The organism is Streptomyces bluensis (genome assembly GCF_014650715.1).
Classification (GTDB): Bacteria; Actinomycetota; Actinomycetes; order Streptomycetales; family Streptomycetaceae; genus Streptomyces; species Streptomyces bluensis.
Map to the genome: position 1 here is coordinate 397,715 of NZ_BMVM01000006.1, position 24,404 is coordinate 422,118.

18 protein-coding genes are annotated in these 24,404 nt (G+C 68.7%); 5 read left to right on the forward strand and 13 right to left on the reverse strand.

Going from position 1 to position 24,404, the window contains the following annotated elements:
- Nucleotides 1-43 precede the first annotated feature (43 nt).
- Both IE262_RS18650 and IE262_RS18655 read left to right on the forward strand, forming a co-directional pair.
- The gene (locus IE262_RS18650; protein WP_134036815.1) at nucleotides 44-514 is read left to right on the forward strand and encodes a hypothetical protein; all 471 of its coding nucleotides are present in this window, start codon (nucleotides 44-46) and stop codon (nucleotides 512-514) included.
- 30 nt (nucleotides 515-544) lie between these two features.
- A complete protein-coding gene (locus tag IE262_RS18655) occupies nucleotides 545-1,099 on the forward strand; it encodes a WXG100 family type VII secretion target (RefSeq protein WP_134036818.1) in 555 nt (184 codons plus the stop codon).
- Between the two features lie 197 nt (nucleotides 1,100-1,296).
- Here IE262_RS18655 and IE262_RS18660 read toward each other — a convergent pair whose 3' ends face one another.
- The 5 genes from IE262_RS18660 to IE262_RS18680 all read right to left on the reverse strand — a co-directional run bounded on the left by IE262_RS18660 (nucleotide 1,297) and on the right by IE262_RS18680 (nucleotide 4,238).
- Nucleotides 1,297-1,602 carry a hypothetical protein gene (locus IE262_RS18660; protein ID WP_134036821.1) on the reverse strand — a complete coding sequence of 102 codons (306 nt, stop codon included), beginning with the start codon at nucleotides 1,600-1,602 and terminating at the stop codon, nucleotides 1,297-1,299.
- A gap of 124 nt (nucleotides 1,603-1,726) precedes the next feature.
- Entirely contained in the window at nucleotides 1,727-2,128 is a 402-nt protein-coding gene (locus tag IE262_RS18665; protein WP_134036824.1) for a hypothetical protein, read from the reverse strand.
- Nucleotides 2,129-2,199: 71 nt separating this feature from the next.
- On the reverse strand, nucleotides 2,200-2,946 hold the full coding sequence (locus tag IE262_RS18670; protein ID WP_134036828.1) for a WXG100 family type VII secretion target: 747 nt from the start codon (nucleotides 2,944-2,946) through the stop codon (nucleotides 2,200-2,202).
- Nucleotides 2,947-2,973: 27 nt separating this feature from the next.
- On the reverse strand, nucleotides 2,974-3,315 hold the full coding sequence (locus IE262_RS18675; protein ID WP_134036830.1) for a type VII secretion target: 342 nt from the start codon (nucleotides 3,313-3,315) through the stop codon (nucleotides 2,974-2,976).
- Between the two features lie 269 nt (nucleotides 3,316-3,584).
- Entirely contained in the window at nucleotides 3,585-4,238 is a 654-nt protein-coding gene (locus tag IE262_RS18680) for a hypothetical protein (RefSeq protein WP_134036833.1), read from the reverse strand.
- A gap of 192 nt (nucleotides 4,239-4,430) precedes the next feature.
- Here IE262_RS18680 and IE262_RS18685 point away from each other — a divergent pair, with 192 nt between their 5' ends.
- Nucleotides 4,431-4,904 (forward strand): hypothetical protein, encoded by a 474-nt coding sequence (locus tag IE262_RS18685; RefSeq protein WP_134036836.1) that lies wholly within the window; start codon nucleotides 4,431-4,433, stop codon nucleotides 4,902-4,904.
- A gap of 47 nt (nucleotides 4,905-4,951) precedes the next feature.
- Here the strand turns inward: IE262_RS18685 and IE262_RS18690 are convergent, their stop codons facing one another.
- The 8 genes from IE262_RS18690 to eccCa form a co-directional block, all read right to left on the reverse strand.
- Entirely contained in the window at nucleotides 4,952-5,647 is a 696-nt protein-coding gene (locus tag IE262_RS18690; protein ID WP_189874973.1) for a hypothetical protein, read from the reverse strand.
- Nucleotides 5,648-5,782: 135 nt separating this feature from the next.
- Nucleotides 5,783-7,111 (reverse strand): SUKH-4 family immunity protein, encoded by a 1,329-nt coding sequence (locus tag IE262_RS18695; RefSeq protein ID WP_189874975.1) that lies wholly within the window; start codon nucleotides 7,109-7,111, stop codon nucleotides 5,783-5,785.
- A 66-nt stretch (nucleotides 7,112-7,177) separates the two neighbouring features.
- Nucleotides 7,178-9,199, reverse strand: coding sequence for an ATP-binding protein (locus IE262_RS18700; RefSeq protein ID WP_189874977.1), 2,022 nt, complete (start codon nucleotides 9,197-9,199; stop codon nucleotides 7,178-7,180).
- 118 nt (nucleotides 9,200-9,317) lie between these two features.
- Nucleotides 9,318-9,638, reverse strand: a complete 321-nt coding sequence (locus IE262_RS18705; protein ID WP_134036848.1) for an SUKH-4 family immunity protein — start codon at nucleotides 9,636-9,638, stop codon at nucleotides 9,318-9,320.
- A gap of 128 nt (nucleotides 9,639-9,766) precedes the next feature.
- A complete protein-coding gene (locus IE262_RS18710) occupies nucleotides 9,767-11,926 on the reverse strand; it encodes an SUKH-4 family immunity protein (protein ID WP_189874979.1) in 2,160 nt (719 codons plus the stop codon).
- A gap of 85 nt (nucleotides 11,927-12,011) precedes the next feature.
- The gene (locus IE262_RS18715) at nucleotides 12,012-17,291 is read right to left on the reverse strand and encodes a toxin glutamine deamidase domain-containing protein (RefSeq protein ID WP_229877331.1); all 5,280 of its coding nucleotides are present in this window, start codon (nucleotides 17,289-17,291) and stop codon (nucleotides 12,012-12,014) included.
- Between the two features lie 208 nt (nucleotides 17,292-17,499).
- On the reverse strand, nucleotides 17,500-17,898 hold the full coding sequence (locus IE262_RS18720; protein ID WP_189874984.1) for a hypothetical protein: 399 nt from the start codon (nucleotides 17,896-17,898) through the stop codon (nucleotides 17,500-17,502).
- 196 nt (nucleotides 17,899-18,094) lie between these two features.
- Nucleotides 18,095-22,039 (reverse strand): type VII secretion protein EccCa, encoded by a 3,945-nt coding sequence (gene eccCa / locus IE262_RS18725; protein WP_189874986.1) that lies wholly within the window; start codon nucleotides 22,037-22,039, stop codon nucleotides 18,095-18,097.
- Between the two features lie 284 nt (nucleotides 22,040-22,323).
- On the opposite strand from eccCa, the gene eccD reads away from it, so the two are divergent.
- A complete protein-coding gene (eccD, locus tag IE262_RS18730) occupies nucleotides 22,324-23,781 on the forward strand; it encodes a type VII secretion integral membrane protein EccD (RefSeq protein ID WP_134044125.1) in 1,458 nt (485 codons plus the stop codon).
- A gap of 194 nt (nucleotides 23,782-23,975) precedes the next feature.
- On the forward strand, nucleotides 23,976-24,263 hold the full coding sequence (gene rpsO, locus IE262_RS18735; RefSeq protein WP_131566354.1) for a 30S ribosomal protein S15: 288 nt from the start codon (nucleotides 23,976-23,978) through the stop codon (nucleotides 24,261-24,263).
- The last annotated feature ends 141 nt before the right edge of the window (nucleotides 24,264-24,404 follow it).

The following is a 24,404-nucleotide window of genomic DNA, read 5'->3' on the forward strand; positions in this document are numbered from 1 at the left end:
CGCACTCGCTGTCTCAGCGGCCCTGCTCCTGACCGGAGGCTGTATGTCCCAGAGCGATGATCCGAACGCTCCGCTGCCCCGTATGGAAAAGGACGCCGCGGTGAAATGGGCCGAGGACTACACCGCGTACATGGCCCGGCTCACCGATGTCGAGCTCATCCCCTCGACGGCCAAGGTGAATTTCGAGGCGTGCGTCGGGGAGAACGACGAGGTGGCCGAGGACGGCCGGTACAGCCTCTTCTACTACGTCCGCTCCCCGGCTCCCGTCACGGAACACACCAGCGTCGTCAGGACACTCCGCCGGGAACTCGCCCAGCAAGGCTACGAGGTCACCGGATACCGGGAGTTCCAGGACGCCTATGCGTCAGCGGTGTTCCGGGCCCGCAACAAGAAGAACTCGTATCGAGTCACGGCAGAGACGGTCGGTTCCGGCAAGACGAACCCGCAGCGTCTCTCCTTCTCCGTACGCACTCCCTGCATGCTCCCGCCCGGCGCCAAGCAGCAGCAGTTCTGAATGCCTGAGAGCGCCTGAGAGGAACCGGACGTGTCCCAGAGCGCCAGAGTCGACCCGGCTGAACTACGCGCCTCCGCCGGAGCCTGCGACGGCATAGCCCGCACCATGAAGGACCCCGCCGACAAGGCGGTCAAGGAGGCCAGGACCGCGGGCGGCTCGCTCACCGGCTGGTCGATCGGGCCCGCCCTGACGGAGATCGCCACCAGTTGGAAGCCCGCCCTCGACGGTCTGCACGCCCGCCTCCAGGCCGGCGGGGACAACCTCAGATCGTCGGCGGACGGTCATGAGTGGAACGAAGAACGGGTCTCGCGGGACTTCGAGCAGACCGGCGCAGTCACCGCGACGCAGGCCACTCCCGGTGAGATGCCCGCGGCCCTGCGCCCGCGCGCGGGCGAGAAGCACCCCATCGGGCACCCGGGCGGCGCCGCCCCGGGCTTCGAACCGGGCTTCGACCCGGGTGGTCGGCCGTCCGGCGACGCACCTGGTGGGCCACTGGACCCGCGCACCTCGTACGGCACGAATATGCCGACGTACAACGAGACCCTCAGCGTCCGCCCCGCGCCCGGCACGAACGACTTCGGCTGAAATACCACGCAAGCCCGGCCGTCACGGAGCCGAGTCCTTGCTCCATGCCAGACCAAGTGATCAAGTTCGAGAGGCAAACGGCAGCGGTTCCGGGAGCGACCCGCAGGGCTTCTCCGACGCCAGTGACGCGGTGGACAGGCTGAAGCGGCCGGACGGGGACAGCAGTAACCCCCAAGGTGTGGTGCAACCTCGCGCCGTCAGGCCACGCTGCGGAGTACCACCAGCATCGCGCTGCTCCCCAGAGCGCATGCCAGGGCGAGCGCCAACAGCTTGCCACGGCGGCTGCGATAGGCCAGCCGGGCGGCCCATGCTCCGGTGGCGCCGACGAGCGCCAGAACTCCGTTCACCACACGCATGGCGGGATCGAAGCCCGGCAGTACAGTCGCTGCGACTCCGCCCAGGAGCACCATCACGCTGAGCATGCCGGCGAACATTGCCGCGTACCACCAGGTGCGAGACGTCAGTCGCTCCCGGCTGCTGTCACCCATGTCGTTCATCAGCATGTGCGGCAGGCTACGCGATCGCCGGGATCGGTGTAACCGACGCGAAGCCGGCCGATCCGCTGCCTCTGCAGTATCAGGCTGTTACTCACCTACCGGTACTCACCTCCGGGTACTCACCTACCGGTCAGAGTTTCCAGTCGTGGCCACTGTGGCGAGCCCGGTGCTGCCCGGCCTTTGAGCGCTCTGCTGCCTCTTGGCGTTCCTGTTCGATCTCCACACGCTGAGCGTCGAGGTAGCGTTCGGCCTCGGCGCGCTGCCGCTCGTGCTCTTCTGGGGACTGCTGCTCGTACTCCTGACGAGCCTGTGCAATGCGTTCGCCGAGGGCATCGGAGTACGCGCCCACTCGCAGGGCTTCGCGGAGGCCGATCCTCCCGGAGAGCACCTCCCGGGCCATCTCTTGGAGCGCGCTGTTGCCGGACGAATTGTCCGCGAGACGCTGCAGCGACTTCCGTAGAGCACGGGCTCGTGCCTCGTCCCGCGCGATGTCCATCAGGTCTGCGTCGCCGATCTGGCGCTCTTCACCCATGTGCGGGTCTCTCCTCGATAATGGCAACTGCTGATTACTACCGGAAATTGCTGAGCTGTTTGGAGGCAGTGTCAGGCGACCGCAGGGTTGTCGTAATTACCGCCCACGGACGGGAAGTTCTGGAAGTGCCCGTAGATCTCGGCACCCAACTGCTCCAGGATTCCCACTCCGCCGTTGACGATGGTCTGGGCTTGGGCCAGCATCTTGGTCGCGTCCCCCCACATATTGATCAGCCGCGTGATCTCAAGGGCAGCCAGTCCATACCCAATGAGGGCCCCCGCCCCTGTCCAGGACAGCAATGTACCTGCGGCCATTTCAATACCAACGATGATCAGGCCGTCGATGATGCCGCCGAGCACACCCTTGATGGCTTCCGCTGTCGAATAGGCGGCATGGGCCAGCCTCTCGTACGTGGCCTGCAGGGAATCGAAGGTCTCCTGGCAGCCGGTGAGTTTCTTTGCCAACTCGTCGAAGTAGTTATAGGCCGCATCCGCGGCATTGCCGTCCCACGTCGAATCGAGGGAGGAGTTCCCCGACTTCAGGTTCTGCGCCACACCGTCGCATGCCTTGCCGATGTTCTGCCATACGGAAGCGCACTCGGCGAAGGACTCCCAGTCGCCGGCGAACCACTGGATGGCCTCGTCCAGGGGATTGAACCCGAAGACCGCGTTGTACGCTTCCATGATCCAATACGACGGGCTGACGAGGTCGCTGGCGTCGTTGAAAACGTCCAACAGGGGCCCCTGCGAGAACTCCTCGGGCTTCTTCGGAGCTGTCAGGTGGCTCGTTGGCTCGGATACGTCGGTAAACCCGGACATGCGGGAACCTCTCGGGAGTTGGCGGAGTCAGCGCTTGCTGGATGGGAAAGTGGCGTCCATGGACCGAGCGGTCGATGTGTCGGTCGTCCTGTAGTAGGTGGCGCTCTTCTTCAGCTCTGTCTCCGCGGCGCGCAGCACCGACTCTGCCCGTGTCATGGCGGCGTTGACCTCGTCGACCACCGATCGGTGGGCGCCTATGATCAATTCGATCAGTCCCTGGTCGGAGACGCCTACGTCGCTATTGTTCTGCGCGTACTTCTTTGCTTGCTGAACATCGTCAGCAGCTCTGCCCACTTGGGCTGCATAGCCGTCCAGATCGCCGGCCTGAACCTGGAACCCCATCTGCCTGTCCCCGTCCTTCAGTTGCATTCGTTGCGACACGTTATCGCACGCTACCCGCGAGGACTGGACGGGTTCGGGCACATTGTTCCCGGTATCGGCGACATGAGTTTCATGCGGTCGCTGGGTCGTCGGAAGTTTCGTCGGAGGGGAGCCGCGCTCTGCGGAGGGGTGCGCCCCAGCAGGGCACAGTTGCGCGCCGGGACCCACCGCGGTTGAGTTGGCGAGTCTCGGCAGCTCATGGGCGCGCAGTCTCAGTACGGCGCGGACCCTGATGGGGGCTCGTGCGACGAGACCGGTCAGAAGAAGTAGCTGACCAGGAACGACACCCCGGCCCCGACGAGGCCCACACCGATCATCCCGATCACGGCCGGGCGCGTCACTCCACGACCCGACGCCTCCCAGGCCGCGTTGTACGAGATGCGGCTTTGGCCGAACGGCGCGTAACCCGTGGCGAGGCAGAAGACGCCGAGGCCCGTGAGGACCCAGCCGCCGAAGAAGGCGCCGAAGAAGCGCCAGGCCCGGTCCGTGCCGCTCTGGATGTAGTCGCCGTCCGCGGCTGCACTCGTCGAGGGCGGGTCCGTCTGCTGCACCGACAGTTCGGTGCCCGGCTCGTACCGATGCCTGACCTGCACCGCGGCGTTGGCGTCCTGGCTCTTGCCGTTGTCGGAGACGAAGGTGCCGTCGCAGCGGATGGGGCGGCGGTTCTTGCGGCTGCTTCGCGAGGCGTTGTTGGGGTAGCTCACCTCGCACTCCTTCACCGAGAGGGTGCCGTGCGTGCCCGCCCACCCCGCCGCGTACGCCCCCTCGTACGCGCCCCATCCACTCAGGGCGAGGCCCGCGACAAGGAAGACCAGACCGCCCGCGCGGCCTAGGCGGCCGAAGGCTCTGCCGACGAGGCCTGCGAGGAAGCCGTTTGTCCCGGTGCCCTGCTTTTGAGCCTTTCGAGCCATGACGACGCCGTCCTTCTCTTCTTCGGCTTGCGTTTTCGGCTTGCTCTTCGGCTGGTGCGGTCAGCCAGCATGGCACCTGTGTCTGTGGGTACGGCGGGGAGGGTGTCTCATTGGTGCGGCACCGCGTCGGTTCGCGGGACGGCGGGAGATACTGCGGGTGACGCGAAGCGAGGAGAGACGAGGAGAAGCGAGATGGCCAGGCGACCCGAGAACTCCCCGGATCCGGACGGTACTTCGCCGGACCGCGGAGTACTGGACGAAGCACTTGAGCCGGAGCAGATACGTTCCCTGAACTCGGCCCTGCGCAGGCTCTCCGCATCCGACGGAGGCGCGAGCAAGGACATGCAGGAGGCGGCGAAGAGGCTGCTCTCCGGCCGCCTCGCCCTGCGCGACGCCCTCGACGACCCCGCGGTGGCACGCACTCTGGGCGGGGGTGGCATGGCGTCCCTGCGCGGCCAGTGGGAGTCGCTCTCCGAGGAGGAGCGCGAGCGGATCAGGAGCGGGGAGGCGCCGCCCAGCGGTGGCTCGTCCTCAGGTTCGCCGTCTGAGCCGGGTCGCGCCACGGGGGATTCCTCGCGTCCCGGCCAGTCAGACCAGTCCGGCCAGACAGGTCAGTCGGGGAAGAAGAGCCCGGGGCGGCACAGCGGCGGCTTCTCGCTGTACTGACGGTACTGATTACGGGGCTCCGCCCGGCACCGGCGTCGGAGCCCGAGTCAGGCTCGGCGGCCCCTGTTGCCGGTGGCGTAGGCGAGGCCCCAGGCGGCGGCTGCGGCGATCACGAGACCGAGCAGTGAGATCCATGTCGTGTCGCTCGCGCTGCCCCACCAGGCCTTGGCCGGGAAGAAGGGCTCGTTCTCCAGCATGTCCCACACGACAGAGGGTGTTTGGCTGTCGGCGATCACGAGCGGAACGGCGTTCGTGTAGCCGAAGAAGGCGCCGAGCGGGGCGATGACGGCCGCGCCGATCCGGGCGCCGTCGCTGCGTCCACCCACCAGGCCGGCCAGGGCGCCCACGGCGACTCCGTTGAGCAGCGCGTGCCCGATGTAGAGGGTGTGGACCATCGTTTCCGACTGGTCCTTGTACGTGGCGAAAATGACGCCGGTGTAGATCACGGAGACGACGACCGAGGCGAGGAACCCGAGGAGGACGGCGCCGACGGGGTGCCCGCCCGCCGTGTTCGGCTGCTGTCCGAACGGGGGTGCCTGGTATGGCGGTCCGGGGTGCGTCGGGTGTACCGGTGGCTGCCCCGGGGCCGGGGGCAGGCCTGCCTGCATCGGTGGCTGCCCGGGGGCGGGGGCGGGCACCGGGCCGTACCCGGGTTGTTGCTGCGGGGGCGAGGCGGGCTGGCTGTACGGGTTGTAGGGGTTCTGGGGCGGCTGCGGTGGCTGCTGGAACGGCGGCTGGCTCATCGATCCCCCTGGAGTGAACTGACAGGGCAGCAAGCTATCAGTGAGTTCAGGAGGGGCCCGTCGGAGCCGGAGCAGGCTGCGTGAAGGCTGTTGGGGGCGCGTAGACGTGCAGCAATCGGCGCCGTGAGGGCGCCGTCAGAACAACCCGTGCCACATCTGCTCGACGACCAGCGACCACCACGTGTCCCCGTACCCCAGCGCGGAGGCGTCGACGGCCACCAACTGGCCCTGCAACTCTGCCATTTCGCTGCCCGCCGCGACCGGATCCAGACCCTCCATCCGCTGCCGCGCCGTGGCGAGCAGGGAGAGGGAGCGGGCGAAGGCGGCGGCCGAGACGTTGACGTAGCGGGCGGTGGCGGTGACCGGGTCCACCGCCCACACGGCGCCGAGGCCGTCCGGTTCCGTCGTACCGGGCAGGCACTGGACCGCGATCACCGCGACGCCGTCGAAGCCGATCCGGGTCAGGTGCGCCAGGACGCCGATCTTCTCCTCGCCGGCCGGGCTGCGGCGCTCACGCAGGTTCGTGGCGACATCGGTGAACAGACCGCCCGCCGGAGCCGCGTCGGGCCGGTCGGCGGTGAAGAAGAGCGGGAGGCCGGCGGGGATTCCGGCCTCCGTGAGCGTGGCCTTGGTGGTTTCCGGCAGCGGGCTGCCGGCGATGTCGTGGGCGTCGTAGCGACGTACGCCGTCCTCGCCGAAGACCTCGACGAGGTGGCTGCCGAGGGTCACGTCGCTCATCGGTTCCGCGGGCGTCACCCGGGCGGGAACGGGGAGCCGGTGCGGGCGGGGCGGAGGTTGCCGGCCTGCGATCCGGTGCATCGTCTCGACCTGCTCGACCAGCGCGGCGATACCCTCCGCGCGTGCCTCGGGATGGGCGCCATAGGTCTGCGAGCAGGAGAGCTGGGCGTTGGGGAAGGTGTTGAGGAGTTCGGCGGTGTAGCCGCCGGGGAGCAGGCTGGGGCGCAGGTCGGTGTGGACGGCGAGGACGTTGCCGACGGGTACGTTCATCCGCTGCAGGTCGGACCACGCCTGGTACTCGGCGGGGGGCAGGCCCGGGCCGGAGTTGCGGAAGAGGGTGGTCTCCTCGCCGGTGGCCGGGTCGGTGTAGGTGACTACGGCGGTGTTGCCGGGGCCGATGACCGGACGGGCGCCCTCCGGAGAATCTCCGCCCTGTGCGTCGCCGCCGTGCTTCCGCCGGTACATCCGCGCGACCTCGTCGACCGGTACCGAAGGCCAGACCGTCAGCTCGCCGGTACGCCGGTCCACGACCCCGCACGCGTTGCCGATCTCAGCCGGCGGTCGGCGCTCCCCGGTCTCCGGATCACGCTCGGGCGCCGCGGGCGCGGCCCACACGACCCAGCCCAGGTCGAACTCCTGCATCCTGACCTCGCGGCGCGGCTCGGCCGAACCTTCCGGGTTGAGCCAACGGTCGGCGACGGCGAGCGCCTGCTCCTGGCTGGTCACGGGGAGGCTCCTTCGAGAGGGATCGATATCGCGGTTGATCGACGGGGCGGGTAACCGTGCCGGTCGTTACGAGGCTATCGCCGGGGCCACCGGGAGGATGCGGAGGGCTTTGGCCCCGCGCTCGGTGGCGAGGAGGAGGATGCCGTCGGGAGAGAGGTCGGCAGCGGTGATGGGCACGTCGGAGACCAACGCGGCCACGATTTCCTTGCTCGCCCGGTCCCAGACACGGAGGTAGTCGGCGCCGCGGCTGAGACCCAGTGGCGCGGCGGCACGCTCTTCGACGGAGGGGCGCAGAATCTGTTCGGGGTCGGGGTCGGGGTCGCTGAGGGCATCTGGTGGTACTAGGCCGCGCACGAGCATGGAGGAACGGCCTGCCTCACCGGACTCGGCAGATTCACCGGGGCCGCCGGCCGGGCGGGCGCCAGGCGTGTCCGCGGGCACGGCGAGAACGGCGACGGGGACGGCCGGGCCGTCGGGCCGGGGCAGGCTGCCGACGGTCACGGCGCTGACTCCGGGTACGGGCACGCTCCACAAAGTCCGCCAGGGCAGTTCGAGGCTGAGCCGGCCGTGTATGGCATCGGCGTACTCGGGCAGGCCGTCCTCGACGAACGCGGTCTCCAGCAGCGCGGCGCGCAGCGTGGCGGGCGCCTGGGTACGGGTCAGCAGGGGCGCCGTACGCAGATACGTACGGGCCGGCGCACCGAGCTCCTCAGCCGGGACGGCCTCGATGGCGGCTCGCAGCGGCACCGGGTCGGCGTGCACGAACAGCCCCGGGTCCGTGAGGAGTTGGGGCAGCAGCCCCGCCTCCAGGGTGTGGCCCGCTATGTGGTCGCGTACGTAGGGATCCGCCCTGCCCCAGTCCTGCTCGGGTACGGCATCCAGCAGCGCCACCGCGATCTGCGTCTGAGCGGCGCGGACGTTCGGCAGGCCGGCGCGGATCTCGTCGCCGATGGCCGGGTGCAGCAGCCGGAGCAGCGTACGCCCGCTGTCGCTCTGCCCAGCATCTCCGGCATCTCCGTCCTCTCCGTCCGCTTCCTGCTCCACGGGCTGTACGAAGGGTCCCGCGAGCAGCATCCCGTCGGCCATGGCCTGGCCCATGTCCCGTCCGGCGACCGCGCTCGCGAGCCGTGCCCACAGCTGGGCGGGAATCCCGTCGGCCTCGGCGAGGGCGAGTGGTGCCAGCATCAGCCGTAGGGTCTGCGGATCGGCGCCGAGCCGCCTGGCATGCAGGTCGAGGGCCTCGCCGACGGAGGTCGGCAACTGGCTCTCGTCAGCGGGATCGAAGCCCTCGGGGGCCATGAGAACGCAGTGGACCGCGAGCTGTACGACCAGCGGACTGGTCCCGGCACGGCGGCCGATGGCGGCTCCCAGGGCGAGCCGGGCGGCGGGATCAACGGTGAACGGCAGCTCAGGCGCCCCGAACTCGGGGTTCAGCGCCGCCTGCGCGTGCAGCACCAGACCCTCGGGGTCGGCCCACTCCGGTTCGTCGAGGTCGATGACTTGTACGGTGCCGGGCGGCAGGACATCGGCCAAGGCGGAGGCCAACTCGGCGGCCAGGGGACGCGGCACCTCGGCCAGCAGCCGCACACTCTCGGTGGCGGCGAGCGGGGTGAGTACCTCCCGCACGAGCCGTGCGGGCTCTCCCGCGGCCCGTACGGGACCGGCGAGGTCGATGTCCGGCACGACGACGGTCACCGGCTCGTTGAGCGCGGCCAGCTCCGCGAACACCTCGGCGGTGCTGGTGGCGTTCAGCTCGTAGTGGTCGGCGAGCAGCCACAGCACCTGCGCGGCGGTCAGCCCCTCAGCGGTGGGCACGGCCGGGGCGGGCAACTCCGGTGGCACCGTGGACGGATCCAGCTCGTCCAGCGGCAGTCGTTTGCGGTACTCCGGCTCGCACAGCATCAGAAAACCCGTGAGCAGTTGCGAACGCCCGCTGCCCGAGCTGCCGGTGAGCACGACCACGCGCGGCGCGCCGGACGCAGCGCCGCGCCATGCGGCGAGCGCGCGCAACGCGGCGGTCCGGCCGCCTATGTGGGGGTGCGGTGCGTAGCCTTCGGTGTCCGAGGTGTCCTCGATCGAGCCGGTCATGGGTCCCCGTTCTCCGCCCTGTCCTTCGCCATCGCGGACTCGTTCGCTTACGACGCCGATGTTAGGCGCCGGTCGTCGGGTGGCCGAGAGTAATGCCCCCGGTAACCACCTGCTGCCGTCAGGCCTCCGGCCGCCGCTCCTGGTGCTGCTTGCGGTACAGGGCGATGGCCGCCTCGGTGGGGTAGTTGGGGACGGTCACGGTCTCCCCCGTGTCCTTGGCGACCACGATCTTGCTGCCACCCGGAGCGGCGGGCCGGGGTTGGCCCGAGGCGTCCGTGCTGGGTGGGAAGGTCGCGTACACCAGGTAACCGATGTCGAATTCGTGGACGTGCATGGGTGCCGGGGTCCCGTCGGCCAGCCTGGGCTGTGCGTAGCGGCTGCGGACGATGGCGAGGGCTTGCTCGGGGGTGGTTGGGGGAGCCGGGTTTTCCGGGGGCATGGGGCAGGTCTCCTTTTCGTGGCGGTCGTACGGGATGCGGTCGTACGGGATGTTCGTCGGTTGGGTGCCGAAGCCGCTGAGCCCCGCCGGTCATGTGAGGAAGTCGGGCCACAGAATCAGGGCACAAGTCAGTCGGTTTCCGTGAGTCCGGCCCTCCAGGCGCGTGCGGCAGCTCCCGCCCCGTCGATGCGGGACAGCGAAGCCGCCAGGGAGTCTCTGATCGCGACACGTTCGAGTCGGCTGCCGGCACATGCCAGCATGCACCGGGTCATGACGTAGTGCTGGAGCAGATCGATGAACTTGGCGAGACTGCTGGCGATCAACAAGCTTGTGCTGGCTTGTGCTTCGCCGTCCTCGATGTACTCGTCGTCGAAGTAGTCATCGAACTCGTCGTCACTGACCCAGTCATCTGCGTTCAGTAGATGGACCTGCCCGGTGGGGCCATGGAGGACCATGTCACTGGTCACCCATGTACCGAATTTGTAGTACGTCCCGGGGATCGCGCCGTCCGGCAGGCTCTCGGAATCCGGCTCGGTCAGGCCCTCTTCGTCCAATGCGACCAATCGCATCTCGACACCCTCGAAGGCGGGCAGACCGACGTCGGTGAGAATGCGACGGGACTCGGTGTCCGTCAGTCCTTCCGGGAGCTGGGTTTCCGGCAGGCGGCGCACGACACCCGGCTCGAAGATGCCGGCGTCGTATGAGCCGGACGGCTGTGCTGACCTGGTGTACAGGGCGGGCACGAATCCGTGATCGTCGAACATCGGCTCACCGTGCACCTTGGCGAGCTCGAACCCGGTGGGGGAGCCGCTGGGCTCGACGGCGAAGATGCCGCCGAGGCCTGTCACCACCAGGACGTTCCCCACCGCTACCTGGCCTGAGACGAAGGGAGGTTCCAAGGTGTTGAACACGGTCAAATCGATCCAGGTGGGTGCGACGTTGCGCTCGGTGTCCGGGAGCCACAGCGGTTCGCGCTGTCCTGGCGTGGGCACCGCATCCGGCCAGGGCCCGGCCAGGTCCTCACCGGTCTCGGCATCCCAGACGCGATACCGCCCGTCCCACTCCCCCGGAGCGGTCACCGCGTGGCGCCCAGGGCAGTAGCCCTCGGGGGCCACGACGGGCTGACCCAGCGGGCCGGGCCGAACGAACTCCGCACTCAATGAGCCCGGCGGCCTCCAGCGCGCCCAACGCACTCGCCACCGAAGCTGCTGCCCCGAGGCCACGATGTCGGCAGCGGTATGGAGGTCGCCGCGCACGGTACTCATCAGATGCAGCCAGGATGCCCATTCATCCTGCGGAAGGGAATCAACCCCGCACATCCACAGATTGACCGCGTCACCGGCGGGGGACTCGCCGTCGATCGCGTAAGGGTCGTCACTGAGGGCCGCATCGATCAGGCTCACCTGATCGAGGTGAGCCACCAGACGGCCGGAGCGTTGCACCGAGGCGAAATCTCCTGCCTGAACCGCGTGCATGGCCAGCCCCTGTGCCAGGTACGGGCCTGTCGTCCCGGCCATGGCCTGGCTGCGCAGCCACTCGACGACCTCCGCATTCACGGCACGTACGACATCGGGTTCGATGGTCCGGCGCAGAGCCTCGGCCACGCGCTCATCACGGAAGCGGACCCAACCGTCGGCTTCCACCTCCAGCAACCCACCCGCGGACTCCAGTGCCGTGGTGACATTCAGGGACCGCCCCAACTGCGAACCCAACGCGCGGCCGAGTCGCTCCCACACGTCCATGGGGGCATGGCGGAGTTCGGCGAGTGCCAGTGCCCGCAACGCGTCGGCATCAACCCGGTCGAGTACCTGCCGTTCCACGGACTCTCCAGCCGGATCCGGCTGGAGAGTCACCACCAAGTGATCGTGTCCCCGCCTGACGTCTGGCAGGTCCCGTTCGATCAGGACCTTCAGGCCGGCCAGCGCCAGTTCGCCGGTGAACCGGTGCACCATCCGTTCAGGCTCCGTGGAGCGTCGTGTGCGACCCGCACGCTGGGCGTTGGCAATGATGACCAAGCCGCCGCACAGCGGGGAGTCCTCAAGTTCGTAACCCCACTCCGCCCGGCGCTCCAGCGGAGTGTCGAGTCCGGCTGCGTCCATCACGCGTTCGATGAGATCCTCACAGGTGAGCCCAGTGGCATCCACAAACATCGTGTCATGGGCAACGCCCTGCAGTTGGAGCAGCGTCCTGGTGCGACCGGAACCCGGAGGGCCGGTCAGTTCCGCAACCCCTGGTTGTCCATTGCTCTGCCACTCCATCATGTCGGCCAGGGCTTGTTCAGGTGACACGGATGAACGCTTGGGCGTCTGAGGGGTCATAGCTGACTCTGTGGGCTTTCCATGTGTCTAGGTGGGGACAGGCTCCACGGAGAGCCTACAGTTGCGGTGCGATCGTCTTCCAAAGGGCGCGCACCTTCCTGACGCGTTGCTTGATCTCTCGGTCGCGTTCTTTCTCGGCATTTGTGGCGGGGTGCTCCTTCTTGACCTGTTCCGTGATGCGCTTCTTTTCCTCTTCCGGGAGTGGAGCGTTGGGAGCCAAATTGAGTGCGATCCTGCGTTGTTTCTGCAGCTCCCTGGTGCGCTCGGCTCGCGTCTGCTCTTCGTCTGCCCGATAGGTGGTGCTGTAGTAGACCGGCTTTCCGGCAAGGGCTTCGCCCAATAGGTTTGAACAGTTGGCGTCTTTCCCGAGGCCACCCTTCTTGTCGCCGCACGGCTCACGCTCGGTGTACAGGGCCGTGATCTCGTACTTCCGTCCAGTTGTGGCGTATGCCTTGTTGACTTCATCGATCCAGTCGGCGAGATGCCGTTCCGAATGCTTCCCTCCGACACCGTTTCCGGGAGGCGGGTAGGAGGAGTCGGTTACATACTCGATGGTGCCGTCGTCCCGCCGTATCTCGACCACTGCGAAATTCCGCTCAGTCAAGTCGGGGATATGGTTCTCTGGGTCGCCGAACCGCTCCATCATTTTTCGGACGGGTCCCGAGGGCGATCTGTGCTTGATTACGCCTTCGGAGACCTTGTCGTTTTCCATCGGGTTCTTGTTCACGCCGTATTGCTCGTGAGCCGAGTCGCTGAGTCGGGCCAGTGTGGACACGACCAGCATTTGTTCGCCCCGGTTCAGGGACGAGAATCCGGGCAGTGCCTTCTCCAGTCCCGCGGCTGTGAAGGTCCTGGGCCGGTCAGGGGAAGCGTGAGGATCGGTGGTGTCGCCCGCAGCCACCCGGAGGACATGGGCGAGTCGTCCGTTCTTGGCCCACTCGTGTAGCTGTTGATCGACGTGGCCGTGCTGCAAGCGGAACACGGGGTTCGTCACACGGACCTGTACCTGCGCGTCGTCCGGTGGCAGGTTGCTCCGCAGTGTGGTGGTATCACCGCGTTCGCGTTCAAGTCGCGGATGCAAGTCGTCCGGATGTTCTTCGAGTCCCGCCTGCTTCTTATCGGCCTCTTTGCCGTCCGATTGCTGGCCGGCCGGGTCGGCAGGCGGCCGCCGATCCCGACCAGCATGCGGCTCTGCGGTGGTCCCAGCGTTGCGGCGGTCGGCATCGGGCTTGCCGGAGTCGGTGGGGCCGGTTCGGTCCGGGGCCACCGGCCGCCGGTTCGCGTCCAGCGGGATCGCGAAGACGCCCTTGCTCCCGTTGTGCAGGGGGTATGGGCTTGTTCGGCCCGTCTGGGCGTCGATGTAGGTGACGCGGCCGTTGTGGTTGACGGCGTTCCAGGCGTGGGCGCGGCCGTTGGCGTCCTGGGTGATGATGACGGCCTGCGAGCCGTGGCCGCTGTTGCGGAGGGTGTCCTCCAGGCGGTTGAAGGCGTCGCGGCCGTTGCCGAGGTCCGTGAAGCGGGCGCCGAGCGTGTTCTCGATGCGGTCGCGGCCGGCCTTCTCACCGCGGTCCGAGGGGTTGCCGTCGGCGTCCAGGTCGGGGGTGCGGGCACCGGCAACCGTCGGGTTGCCCGCGATGGTGTCCACCGTGGACAGGGCGACATCGACGCAGTTGTTGTTGCGGCCTGGGGCGTCGGCTCCGTCGCCGTTGACGTGCTGAACCCAAGGGCCGTCCGGGGGCTCCGGGGGCGCGGTGGGGTCGCCGTTCTCGTCTCGGGGAACCGAGTTGTCCAGGGCTTCCTGTTCGGCAGGGGTGGGGTCCGTGACGCCGCCGGGTGGGGTCTGGTCGCGGGTCGCCGTGGCCGGGAGCGGGTCCGGTCGTTCGGGGTCGGGGGTGGGTGCGGGGTCGGAGTCCTCGCTGGTGGCGTTGTCCGGGGCCTCCGATGAGCCGTGGTCCGGGGTTTCGCCCGAGGGGGCCGACTGGGTGGCCTGCTGGTCCTGGGTGCCCTCTGCCGAGTTGTTCGTCTCCTGCTCGGACCTGTCCGTCTCTTCGTGTGACGGGTCCGTCTCCTGCCTGGAGGTCTCGGCCGATGGGGCCGACTCAGGAGTCTTCTGGTTTTCGTTCCCCGCTGGTGAGTTGTCTGCCTCCTGCTGGGACGCCTCGATCCCCTCTTGAGGCGTGCCTGTCTCCTGATCGGAGTCCGTGGTGTCGTCGGTGCCGGACTGGGTGGTGTCTATGGGGCTCCGGTCCGCGTCCAGCGGGATGTGCCAGACATGTTCCGCGTCGGCTAGGTGGAGGGGCTCGTTGCTGACCTCTCCGCTCTGGGTGTCGATCCAGACGATGTTGCCGTTGTGGTTGACGACGTTGAAGGCGTGACCGCCACCATTCGGCCAGTCGACCTGGACGATGGCCGCTGAGCCGTGTCCGGCCTGCTGGAGCACCGACGCGATGTTGTTGGCGGTCTCGGGGTCCCCGCCGGGGCCGGCGTAGGTGTGTGCGGCGCCCGCCCAGCGGATCTGGTTGTCGTTGGCGTTGTCCTCGGGGGTGTACGGGTCGTGCTTGCCGTTTTCGTCGTAGTCGGGGGTTCGGGCGGCTGAGACCTGCGGGTTTCCGTACCAGGTCTCCAGGAAGGAGCGGGAGCAGTCCGCGCAGTTGTTGCTGCGTCCCGGTACCTGGGTGCCGCCGTCGTTCTGGAGTTGCGACCAGGAGCCGAAGGGGTCCGGGAAGCGTTCCGGGGTGCCGTCCTCGTTGCGCGGGACGGCGTCGACCAGCGCCTGCTGGTCGGCGGGGTCCGGTTCGGACAGACCGCCCGGGTAGTGGTCCAGGTCGGAGCGGATGTCCTCCAGACTGTCCTGCTGCGGCTGCTGCTGGTGGTTCGGGTCGCCGGGCGTGGCCTGGGGCGAGCCCGGCGGGTGTGGTGTGGCGGGAGCCGCGTGTGACGGTGGAGTCGAGGAACCCGGGGTCGTGACCACCGTGTGGATCGGGACCGCCGTCACCTGTTGTTGCTGTTGTTGCTGCTGTGGGGTGGGCGGGGTGTTCTGCGGCGTGTGAGGCTGCGCGGCCGGTTGCTGCGGGGTGTTGGGCGTGTTCGGCGGGCTGGGGGTACTGCCCGCGGGCTGCTGGGGCGGCCTGGTGGGAGTGGCGGGTGTACTGGCGCTCGGCTGGTTCTGCGTTCCCGGTGTGCCCGACGTGCTGGGCGTGCCAGACGTGCCAGACGTGCCAGAGGTGCCAGAGGTGCTGGGCGTGCCGGACGTGCTGGGCGTCTGCGCCGGGCCCGGCCGTGTCGAGGAGTTCGGGTTGCCGCTGCTCGGCGTGGAGGTCCGGTCGGAGCCGGTGCCGGTCCCCGTGCCGGTAGATGTCGAGGGTGTCGTCGTGGGGGTGCTCGTGCTCGGGTTCTGCCCCGGCGTGGATGTGCGTGTGCCGTTCGGGTCCGGGCTGGTGCGGGGCGAGGTGCGATCACCGGGGGTGCTACCAGGGGTGTGCCGGGGCGTGGTCCCGTCGCCCTGGGCGTTACCCGGGGTGCGCTGGGTCGGTATTCGGCCGTCCGGTGTGGGGGCCGGAGTGGTCGGAGTACGGCCATCCGTACCGGGCGTGCGACCGTCCGGAGTCGGAGTCGGGGTGCTCCGTGGCGTCGTCGTCGAAGACGTGGGGCTCGGAGTGGAGGCAGGGCCGGTTCCGGTGGGAGAGGGCGTACCGGGTGTTCCGGCTGAAGGGTTCCTCGTCGGACCCGAGTTGGGGGTCGGGCTCGTCGGGCTCGCGGCGGAGGGCGTACCGCCGGAGGCCCCCGAGCCTGGGTGCGTGCCGGGCACGGACGCACCCCCGGTGGACGGCGCCACCGGAGACGTCGGTGTGGTCGAGCCGCCATCCGCACGGCCCCCGCCCCCGGCCCCCGCAGGGGAAGGATCGGTCGCCGTCGGTGTGGGCGCCGCGTTGGACTGGGTGGGGACGGTGGCGGCCAGGCTGTCGATCGAGGTGCCGATCGCGCCGCCACCCGGCGACGAGGACGACGTACCGCCGGACGGTGCGGCAGTGGGCGCGGATTGCGGGCTCGGCGACGAGATGCTCGACACGGAGGGGCCGCCGCCGGTGTGGGACGGTCCGGACGTACTCGGAGTGCCGGACGAACCGCCCGAGTTCGAGCCACCGGATGACGTTCCGCCGGGCGCGGGGTCGTCGAAGTCCGACAGGGTCGGCCCTGACAGCGACGGTGTCGGCCTCGGAGCCGGGGTGTCCGAGGCGGACGGATTCTGCCCGGCGCCGGACCCGGACCCGGAGTCAGAGCTCGGGCCCGCACCCACGTCCGGCGCGCTTATGGCCCCGCCACCGCCGTCGGCGGATATCCCGCCACCGATGTTGACGCCCGCGCCGTTCCCCGAACGCGTCGACGCAGACGAGTCCGACCCCGACGAGCCGGAGTCGGACGAAGACGAGGACGAAGAAGACGAATCGGAAGAGGAGCCGGAGGACGAGTCAGAGGACGAGCTGGAAGACGAGCCAGAAGACGAGTTGGAGGACGAATCCGAACCCCCGCCACCGCCCCCGCCATCGCTCCCCGACGTCCCCGATATCCCCGAGTCCCCGTCATAGCCGTCAATACGACTGTCGATCGCGTGGCGTGCCCGGCTCCCCGCCTTCGCCCCCAGGCTGTCGCGCACGCCCTCGGCCAGAGTCTGCGGGGTCTGCTGGACGGCCTCCCAGCCGCCCTCGACACCGGCCTTGGCGGTCTGGCTGAGGTCGAAGCCCTGCTGGGCGCCGAAGCCGACGTTCACCGTCTGGCGCACGAGGTCGGTGATGATCGCCTCGATGGCGGAGACGGCAGGTTCCTTCATCGCCTCGACGATCGCCTCTATGAGGGCGTCTTTGAGTTCGTCGAGGAGGCGGCGCACGATGAGCCGGGTGGCCTGTGTGGCGCCGAGTGCGCCGATCTCGGAGAGGCCGAAGGTGAACGGAGCGGCGAGCTGGGCGGCGGCGATCTGGATGGCCAGGGCGATCAACTGGGCGATCACTGCCCATTTGGCGAACTCGACGATGTAGGCGCAGGCCTCCATCACGTTCGCAATGATGTACGCCGCCTGCGCCGCGTTCGCGAGGTAGCCGTCGGAGCCGTTGCCGCCGTCGAACTTGGCGTAGGTCTTGGTGAACGCGTCGATCGATTCGCCGGCGTTGTACGCCGTCACGTTCCTGGCGGCCGAGTTCGCCGACTCGTGAAGTCGAGCGACGTCATCGCCGAACCTCCGCCACAGCTCGGCGGAGTCTCTCAGCTTGTCCTCGTCCGCGGTGGGCCAGTTGTAGCCCAGCATCTCCAGGACCCACTCAAGCTCGTCCGGCAGCATCATCGACACAGCACAAGCACCCCCGTCAGCCGACACGGCCCCACAACTGTCCCCACTCACAAGGGAAATCACACAGACGTACAGCCGTGCACAGAGTCTAAGGACACAGCCGAGGGCAACTTCAGGGAGTTGCTGTCACAAATCTGTTGCAGGAATCTGTTGCGGGAATCTGTTGCAGTTCCGAGCTGTTGAACGCCGGGCCCGTCGAGCGTCAGAGATCCTGACGAGGCCTCAGCGTGCCCTGCACACCCGACGGCATCGTCACCTGACCGTCGTACTCGGCGGTCGTCGCCCGCCAGATCTCCTCTTCCCTGGCCTCGTTCTTCTCCTGCGCCACGCCCATCTTGGTGAAGGCCAGCCCTATCCCCGCGAGCCGCTCCGCCAGACTGCCCATCGACTCGTACATACCGTCGCGCAGGCCCTCGTAGACGACTCCGAACTTCTCGCCGATGTCGTCGTCACCCCAGGGCGGGGTCTCACCCTTCTCCAGGGCTGTCAGGTCGTCCTTCAGGCTCTTCACGGCTTTCGCGAAGTCCTGGCCGACCGTGAACATGTTGAAGCCCTCGTCCTTGAGGACCTTGGGATCGGAGATCGTGTGGTCCGACGACACAACTGCCCCCCGTGGCTCGCCATTTCTGCCGCAACGCCAGACTAGCGGGGACACCGGCCCAGACCCACCCCTCAATCTCGACCCCTCAATCCCCACCCCTCAACCCCCACCCCCCAACCCCCCACACGCAACGGAGAGGGGCGGCACCCCCTGGGTGCCGCCCCTCTCCGTTACCTACAACCGAGCCCGCTACCGATCAGTACCGAGCCGGCAGCCACCCCGTCTGAATCAGCTGCCCACCGCGCCGACGCGTGTGGAAGTACCCACGCCCGGGCGGCAGTTGCGAGGCGGTGATGTTGCCGAGCAGCGCACCCTCGGCCCGGTCGCCGGAGAGCACGATGCCCTGGGCGCCGAGCTCGCGCAGGCGCTGCATCACCGGCTCGTACAGCGACCGGCTGGCACCGCCCGAGGCGCGCGCGATGATGATGCGCAGGCCGATGTCGCGGGCGAAGGGCAGGTATTCCTGGAGAGGGGACAGCGGGTTCATGCCGGTCGCCACCAAGTCGTAGTCGTCGATGATGACGAACGCGTCCGGGCTGCTGTACCAGCTGCGGTTGCGCAGCTGCTCGGGCGTGACGTCCGGGCCCGGCATACGGCGGCTGAGCGAGCCGGCGAGGCCCTCCAGCGTCTCCGACAGGGCGGGCGCCGACGCGCAGTACCGCGACAGGTGCGACTCCGGCACTCCCTCCAGGTGGGCACGCCGGTAGTCACCCATGACGATCTTCGCCTGCTGCGGTGTGTAGCGCTCGCAGATCTGCTTGATGAGCAGCCGCAGGATCGCGGACTTACCGGACTCGCTCTCACCGAACACGATGAAGTGCGGGTCCGTCTCGAAGTCGACGAAGACGGGCGCGAGCGACGACTCGTCGATGCCGATGGCGACACCGCGGTCCGGGTGCTCGAAGCCCTTCGGCAGCCGGTCCGCGGGAAGGAGCGTGGGCAGCAGCCGTACGGCCGGAGCGTGGTTGCCCTGCCAGTTGTCGTTGATGCCGCGGATGAGGATCGACGTCGCCTCCGACAGGTCCTCCGTCTCCGAGGAGCCGTCGACGCGCGGCAGCGCCGTCATGAAGTGCAGCTTGTCCGGGGTCAGACCACGGCCGGGCACGGTGGCGGGGACGTTCTGCGCGACCTTGCGGTCGATCTCCGACTCGGTCGGGTCACCGAGCCGCAACTCGATGCGGTTCTGCAGCATGTCCTTGAGCGCGGGCCGCACCTCGGTGTAGCGGCTCGCCGTCAGGATCACGTGCACACCGAAACCGAGGCCGCGCGTCGCGATCTCCGTGACGGTGGACTCCAGCATCTCGTAGTCCGTCTTGAACGTGGCCCAGCCGTCGATGACGAGGAAGACGTCGCCCCAGAGCTGGTCCGGCAACTGGCCCGCGGCCCGGCGCTGACGGTACGTCTGGACCGAGTCGACGTTGTTCGCGCGGAAGTACTCCTCGCGCGCGTTGAGGATGCCCTCGACCTCGCTGACCGTCCGGCGCACCTTCTCGGCGTCGAGACGGTTCGCGACGCCGCCGACGTGCGCCAGTTCCTCCATCGCGATCAGGCTGCCACCGCCGAAGTCCAGGCAGTAGAACTGCACTTCGGAGGGCGTGTGGGTGGTCGCGAAGGACGAGATGAGCGTCCGCAGCAGCGTCGACTTGCCGGACTGCGGACCACCGACGAACAGACCGTGACCCGCACCGCCGGAGAAGTCCCGGTAGAGCACGTCACGCCGCTGCTCGAACGGCTTGTCCACGAGGCCGACCGGGACGTTGAGCCGGCCGAGCGCCGTGTAGTCGGGCGCGGTCAGGCCGCGCTCCGGGGTGACGGCGAGCTGCGGGAGGAGCTGCTCCAGCGACGGCGCCTCCTCCAGCGGGGGCAGCCACACCTGGTGGGCGGACGGCCCCTGGTTGACCATCCGGCTGACGAGGACGTCCAGGACGGTGTCGGCGAGCGCGTCGTCCACCCGGTTGTCGGGCTCCGGCTCCTCGATCACCGGCTGCGGGGGCAGCGCCACGTGCTCCGCGGAGAACAGCGCGGGCCGCAGCTGCGTGGAGCGGCTCACCCGGGACGGGCCCTCGCCGTGGTACGGCCCCGACACGTACGCCGCCTTGAAGCGGACCATGGTGTCGGTGTCGTACCGCAGATAGCCGGAGCCGGGGATCGACGGCAGGTGGTAGGCGTCCGGGACACCGATCGCCGTACGGGACTCGGCGGCGGAGAAGGTCCGCAGACCGATCCGGTACGAGAGATAGGTGTCCAGGCCGCGCAGCCTGCCCTCTTCCAGACGCTGCGACGCCAGCAGCAGGTGAATGCCCAGCGATCGGCCGATGCGGCCGATCTGGATGAACATGTCGATGAAGTCCGGCTTGGCCGTGAGGAGTTCGGAGAACTCGTCGAGCACGATCACCAGCGAGGCCAGCGGCTCCAGCGCGGCGCCCGCCGCCCGGGCCTTCTCGTAGTCGTGCAGGTTGGCGTAGTTGCCGGCCGAACGCAGCAGCTCCTGACGGCGCTGCGTCTCACCCATGATCGAGTCACGCATACGGTCGACGAGGGTGAGGTCGTCCGCGAGGTTGGTGATCACGGCCGCGGTGTGCGGCATGTCCGCCATGCCCGCGAAGGTCGCGCCGCCCTTGAAGTCCGCGAGGATGAAGTTGAGCGTCTCCGACGAGTGCGTCACCGCGAGACCGAGCACCAGCGTACGCAGCACCTCGGACTTGCCGGAGCCGGTGGCGCCGACGCACAGGCCGTGCGGGCCCATGCCCTCCTGCGAGGCCTCCTTGAGGTCCAGCATGACCGGCTCGCCGTTCTCGCCGACACCGATCGGCACACGCAGCCGCTCGTGCAGCGTCCGCGGACGCCAGGTGCGGGAGACGTCCACGGAACCCGCGTCGCCGATGCCCATCAGATCCGTGAAGTCCAGGTTGGACAGGAGGGGCTCGCCCTCCTCCGCGGAGCCCACCCGGAAGGGGGCGAGCTGCCGCGCCAGGGACTCGGCCTGCGCCGGGTTCAGCACATCGGGCCTGCCGCTGTACGCGGACTCGTGGCCCACGAACAGCCGCATGCGGTCCGGCTTCACGTAGGCCGTCAGCCCCGCGCGCAGTTCCTCCTCCAGTTCCCCGGGGGAGATCTCAAGGAAGGTGACGCCCTGGAGCCCTTCGGCGCTGGCGAGTTCGGAGTCCGGCGGCACGGTGCCGCCGTCGAGCACCACGATCAGGTGCGGCTGGTCGTAGACGGGAGTGGCCTCACGGTTCCAGCGGGGCCTGTCGTCCAGCTGGTCCGCCAGGGCCTCCTCCAGCTCGCCGAGGTCGTCGAACAGGAGCCGGGCCGAGCCCGCGCCGTCCTTGGCCTTCGGATGCTGGCTGTGCGGCAGCCACTTGATCCAGTCCCACTCCGCCGCCGCCGAGGGGTGCGCCACCACGGCGATCATCAGGTCCTCGGGCGAGTGCAGCGTCGCCAGCTGGGACAGCGTCGCACGGGCGTTGCCGTAGACCGTGTCGGTCTCTCCGCACACCGTCACGTGGTAGAAGGCGCGCAGCGAGATGGAGACGGGCAGGTCGGACAGGCTGCCGTGCGCGTCGAGAAAGGCCTTCATGGCCGCCGCGGTCAGCGGCTCCAGCTCGTCCTTGGGAGCCGTCTCCGGTGCGACGAGGGGAGTGTTCAGCTGCTGGACACCGCGACCGATCCGCACGGAGGCGAAGTCCGCGTCGGTCGGGCGCCGCTCCCACAGCCGCTTGCCGTCGGCCGCAACCGCCCACAGCTGCTCCGGGTCCGGGTGCTGGAAGAGCTGGCTGCGCCGCTGCAGTTCGGCGGTCTTGTGTACGTCCTTGCGGACCTGTTCGAGATAGCGGAAGTAGTCACGCCGGTCCTGGGCCATCCCCGCGCCGCCGCCCTGCCGGGACTTGGCGAACTGGGCGATGGCCATGGCCAGGGTCGAGGCCAGCATCAGCCCACCGACCACCCTCATGTAGGAGGGCAGGTTGGGCATGAAGAAGAAGCCGACGGAACCCAGCATGCCCATCATGGGCAGCAGGTTCATCAGCATGCTCTCGTCGCCCTCGCGCGGGATCTCGGGCGGCGTTTCCAGCTTGACCTCGCCGTCCGGTACCACCGGGGGCGCTATCCGCGGCGGCCGTTTGATGATGACGACGCTCACCGATGCACTCATCCTTCGCGTTTGATACGTCTACGTCTGATACGTCCTGGTGTGACGCCCCCGTGTACCGCGACGTGTTCTCGTCCGCGTTAGGCGTCGTCCGCGTAGGCGACGATCCTACTGATGCGAGCAGTGCGCCAGGACGCCAGGAGGATGGAGATGCCGAGGGGGTCCGGGGAGAATTGAGGGAGGCAGGCCCTGTGGCGCCTGCCGTAGCGGATATGGTGGCGCTCCGCGTCGTACGAACGGCGCGAAGAAGCCTTTTCCACAGGGGGATGTACCAGGTGAGCACGGGGACTTCGACAGGTTTCTGCCGAATCACCATCGCAGCGCCGGACAGCCGAGTCGATGTGGCTCTGCCTGAGGACCTGCCGATCCAGGACCTGTTTCCTGAGATCGTCAGGCTCTCGGGCCTGGTCCAGTCGGACACCAGCCCCGCCGGCTACCACTTGGTACGCCGCGAGGGCGAAGTCCTCGACGCGAGCCGTTCGTTGCTTGAGCACAGGGTCAGGGACGGCGAGGTGCTGCTGCTGCGCACCTTCGCCGACTCACTGCCGCCGGCCGTCCACGACGACGTGGTGGACGCGATCGCCGCCGCGGTCAAGCAGGACAGCCGCAGCTGGAACGACAACCTCATGCGGATCGCCGGTCTCGTCTCCGGCGCCCTGCTGCTCGTCATGCTCGGCTTCGTCTTCTGGTTCGCGGACCCCGTACGCCACGACATGCACGGCCTGCAGGGCATCCTCGCCGGCGTCGCCGCGGTGACCCTGACGGCACTCGCCGGCGTACGGGCCCGGGTGTACGACGACCGCGGCAGCGCCGTCGCGCTCGGTATCTCGGCCCTCCCGCACGCGCTCATCGCGGGCTCCGGCGTCATCGCCCAGGACCCGGGGGAGGGGCCGGGCAGGATCCAGTTCCTCGTCGGCTGTGTCGCCGTCCTGCTCTTCTCCGTCGTACTGATCATGCTGCTGCCGCAGGGGGACGCCCCGTTCGTGGCCGCCGCGCTGGCCTCCGCGATCGGCACGCTCGCCGTGTTCTGCGGAGTGCTCACCGAGGCGGAGCCGCGGGAGATCGCCGCCGGCACCTCGGTCGTCGCCCTGGCGGTCGTCGGCTTCCTGCCCGGCTGGTCGGCCCGCTTCGCCAAGCTGCCGATCGGTTTCCGCAACCCCGAGGACCTGGCCAGGGCCCGCCGCGAGGGCCAGGAGGGCGACCTTGAGGCCGTCGACGTCCAGCGCATCGTCGCCCAGACCAGCCGCGGCCACGAACTGCTGCTCGGCCTGGTGGGCGGCTGCGCCGCCGTCATCATCGGCGCGGGCGGCGCGGTGCTCGGCTTCAGCGACAGCGGCTGGGCGCAGCTGCTGGCCCTGTGCACCGGCCTCGCCGCGATGCTGCGGGCGCGCCTGTTCCGGTACACCGCCCAGGTCACCTGCCTGTTCGTGGCCGGTGTCGGCACCCTCGGGCTGCTGATCCTCGGCCTCGCGCTCTCGCCCCCGGCCGACATCATCGTCGAACTGGTCCAGGGCAACTCCGGCCCCGTCGACGTACGCACCCTGTGGCTCGGCGCCTCGGTCGCGGCCGGCGTACTGCTGCTGATCGCGATCGCCCTGATCGTCCCGCAGAAGGGCCTCTCCCCCTTCTGGGGCCGCATGCTGGACCTCGCGGACTCGCTGGTGCTGCTCTCCCTGATCCCGGTCTGCCTGGCCGTCCTCGATGTCTACGGCAAGGTCCGCGGCGGAGTCTGAGCCCCGCGGGCCACGGCGGAGAACCGGCCACTTCCGGGCTGGTACGCTGTGTGACGGCCGTTTGTGTGCGCGTTCACGGTACCTACCGGAGACCGCGCCGGACGGATCCCCGCCTCCCGAGTTCATGGAAGCTCCCCTGAGAAGAAGACCAGGGGGCACTCGGTGGCACCACAGAAGACTCACGAGGAGTACGCGTGTCGCTCGATACCGCCACGAAGAAGCAGATCATGGCCGAGTTCGGTACCAAGGAGGGTGACACCGGCTCCCCCGAGGTCCAGGTGGCCATGCTGTCGCGTCGGATCTCCGACCTGACCGAGCACCTGAAGACCCACAAGCACGACCACCACTCCCGGCGTGGCCTGCTGATCCTGGTCGGTCAGCGCCGCCGCCTGCTGCAGTACCTCGCCAAGAAGGACATCCAGCGCTTCCGTACGCTGGTCGACCGCCTCGGCATCCGCCGCGGTGCGGCGGGCGCCAAGTAAGACGCCGTGAGGGGAGCGGTTCCCGGAGGTAGGGGGCCGCTCCCTTTGCTGTACGTGCGGAACGTGCGCACTGTTACCGCCGCTTTGTAGGGTGGTAGCGCAAAGCGGTACGCACGACGCAGCGTGACGGCACCCGGGACA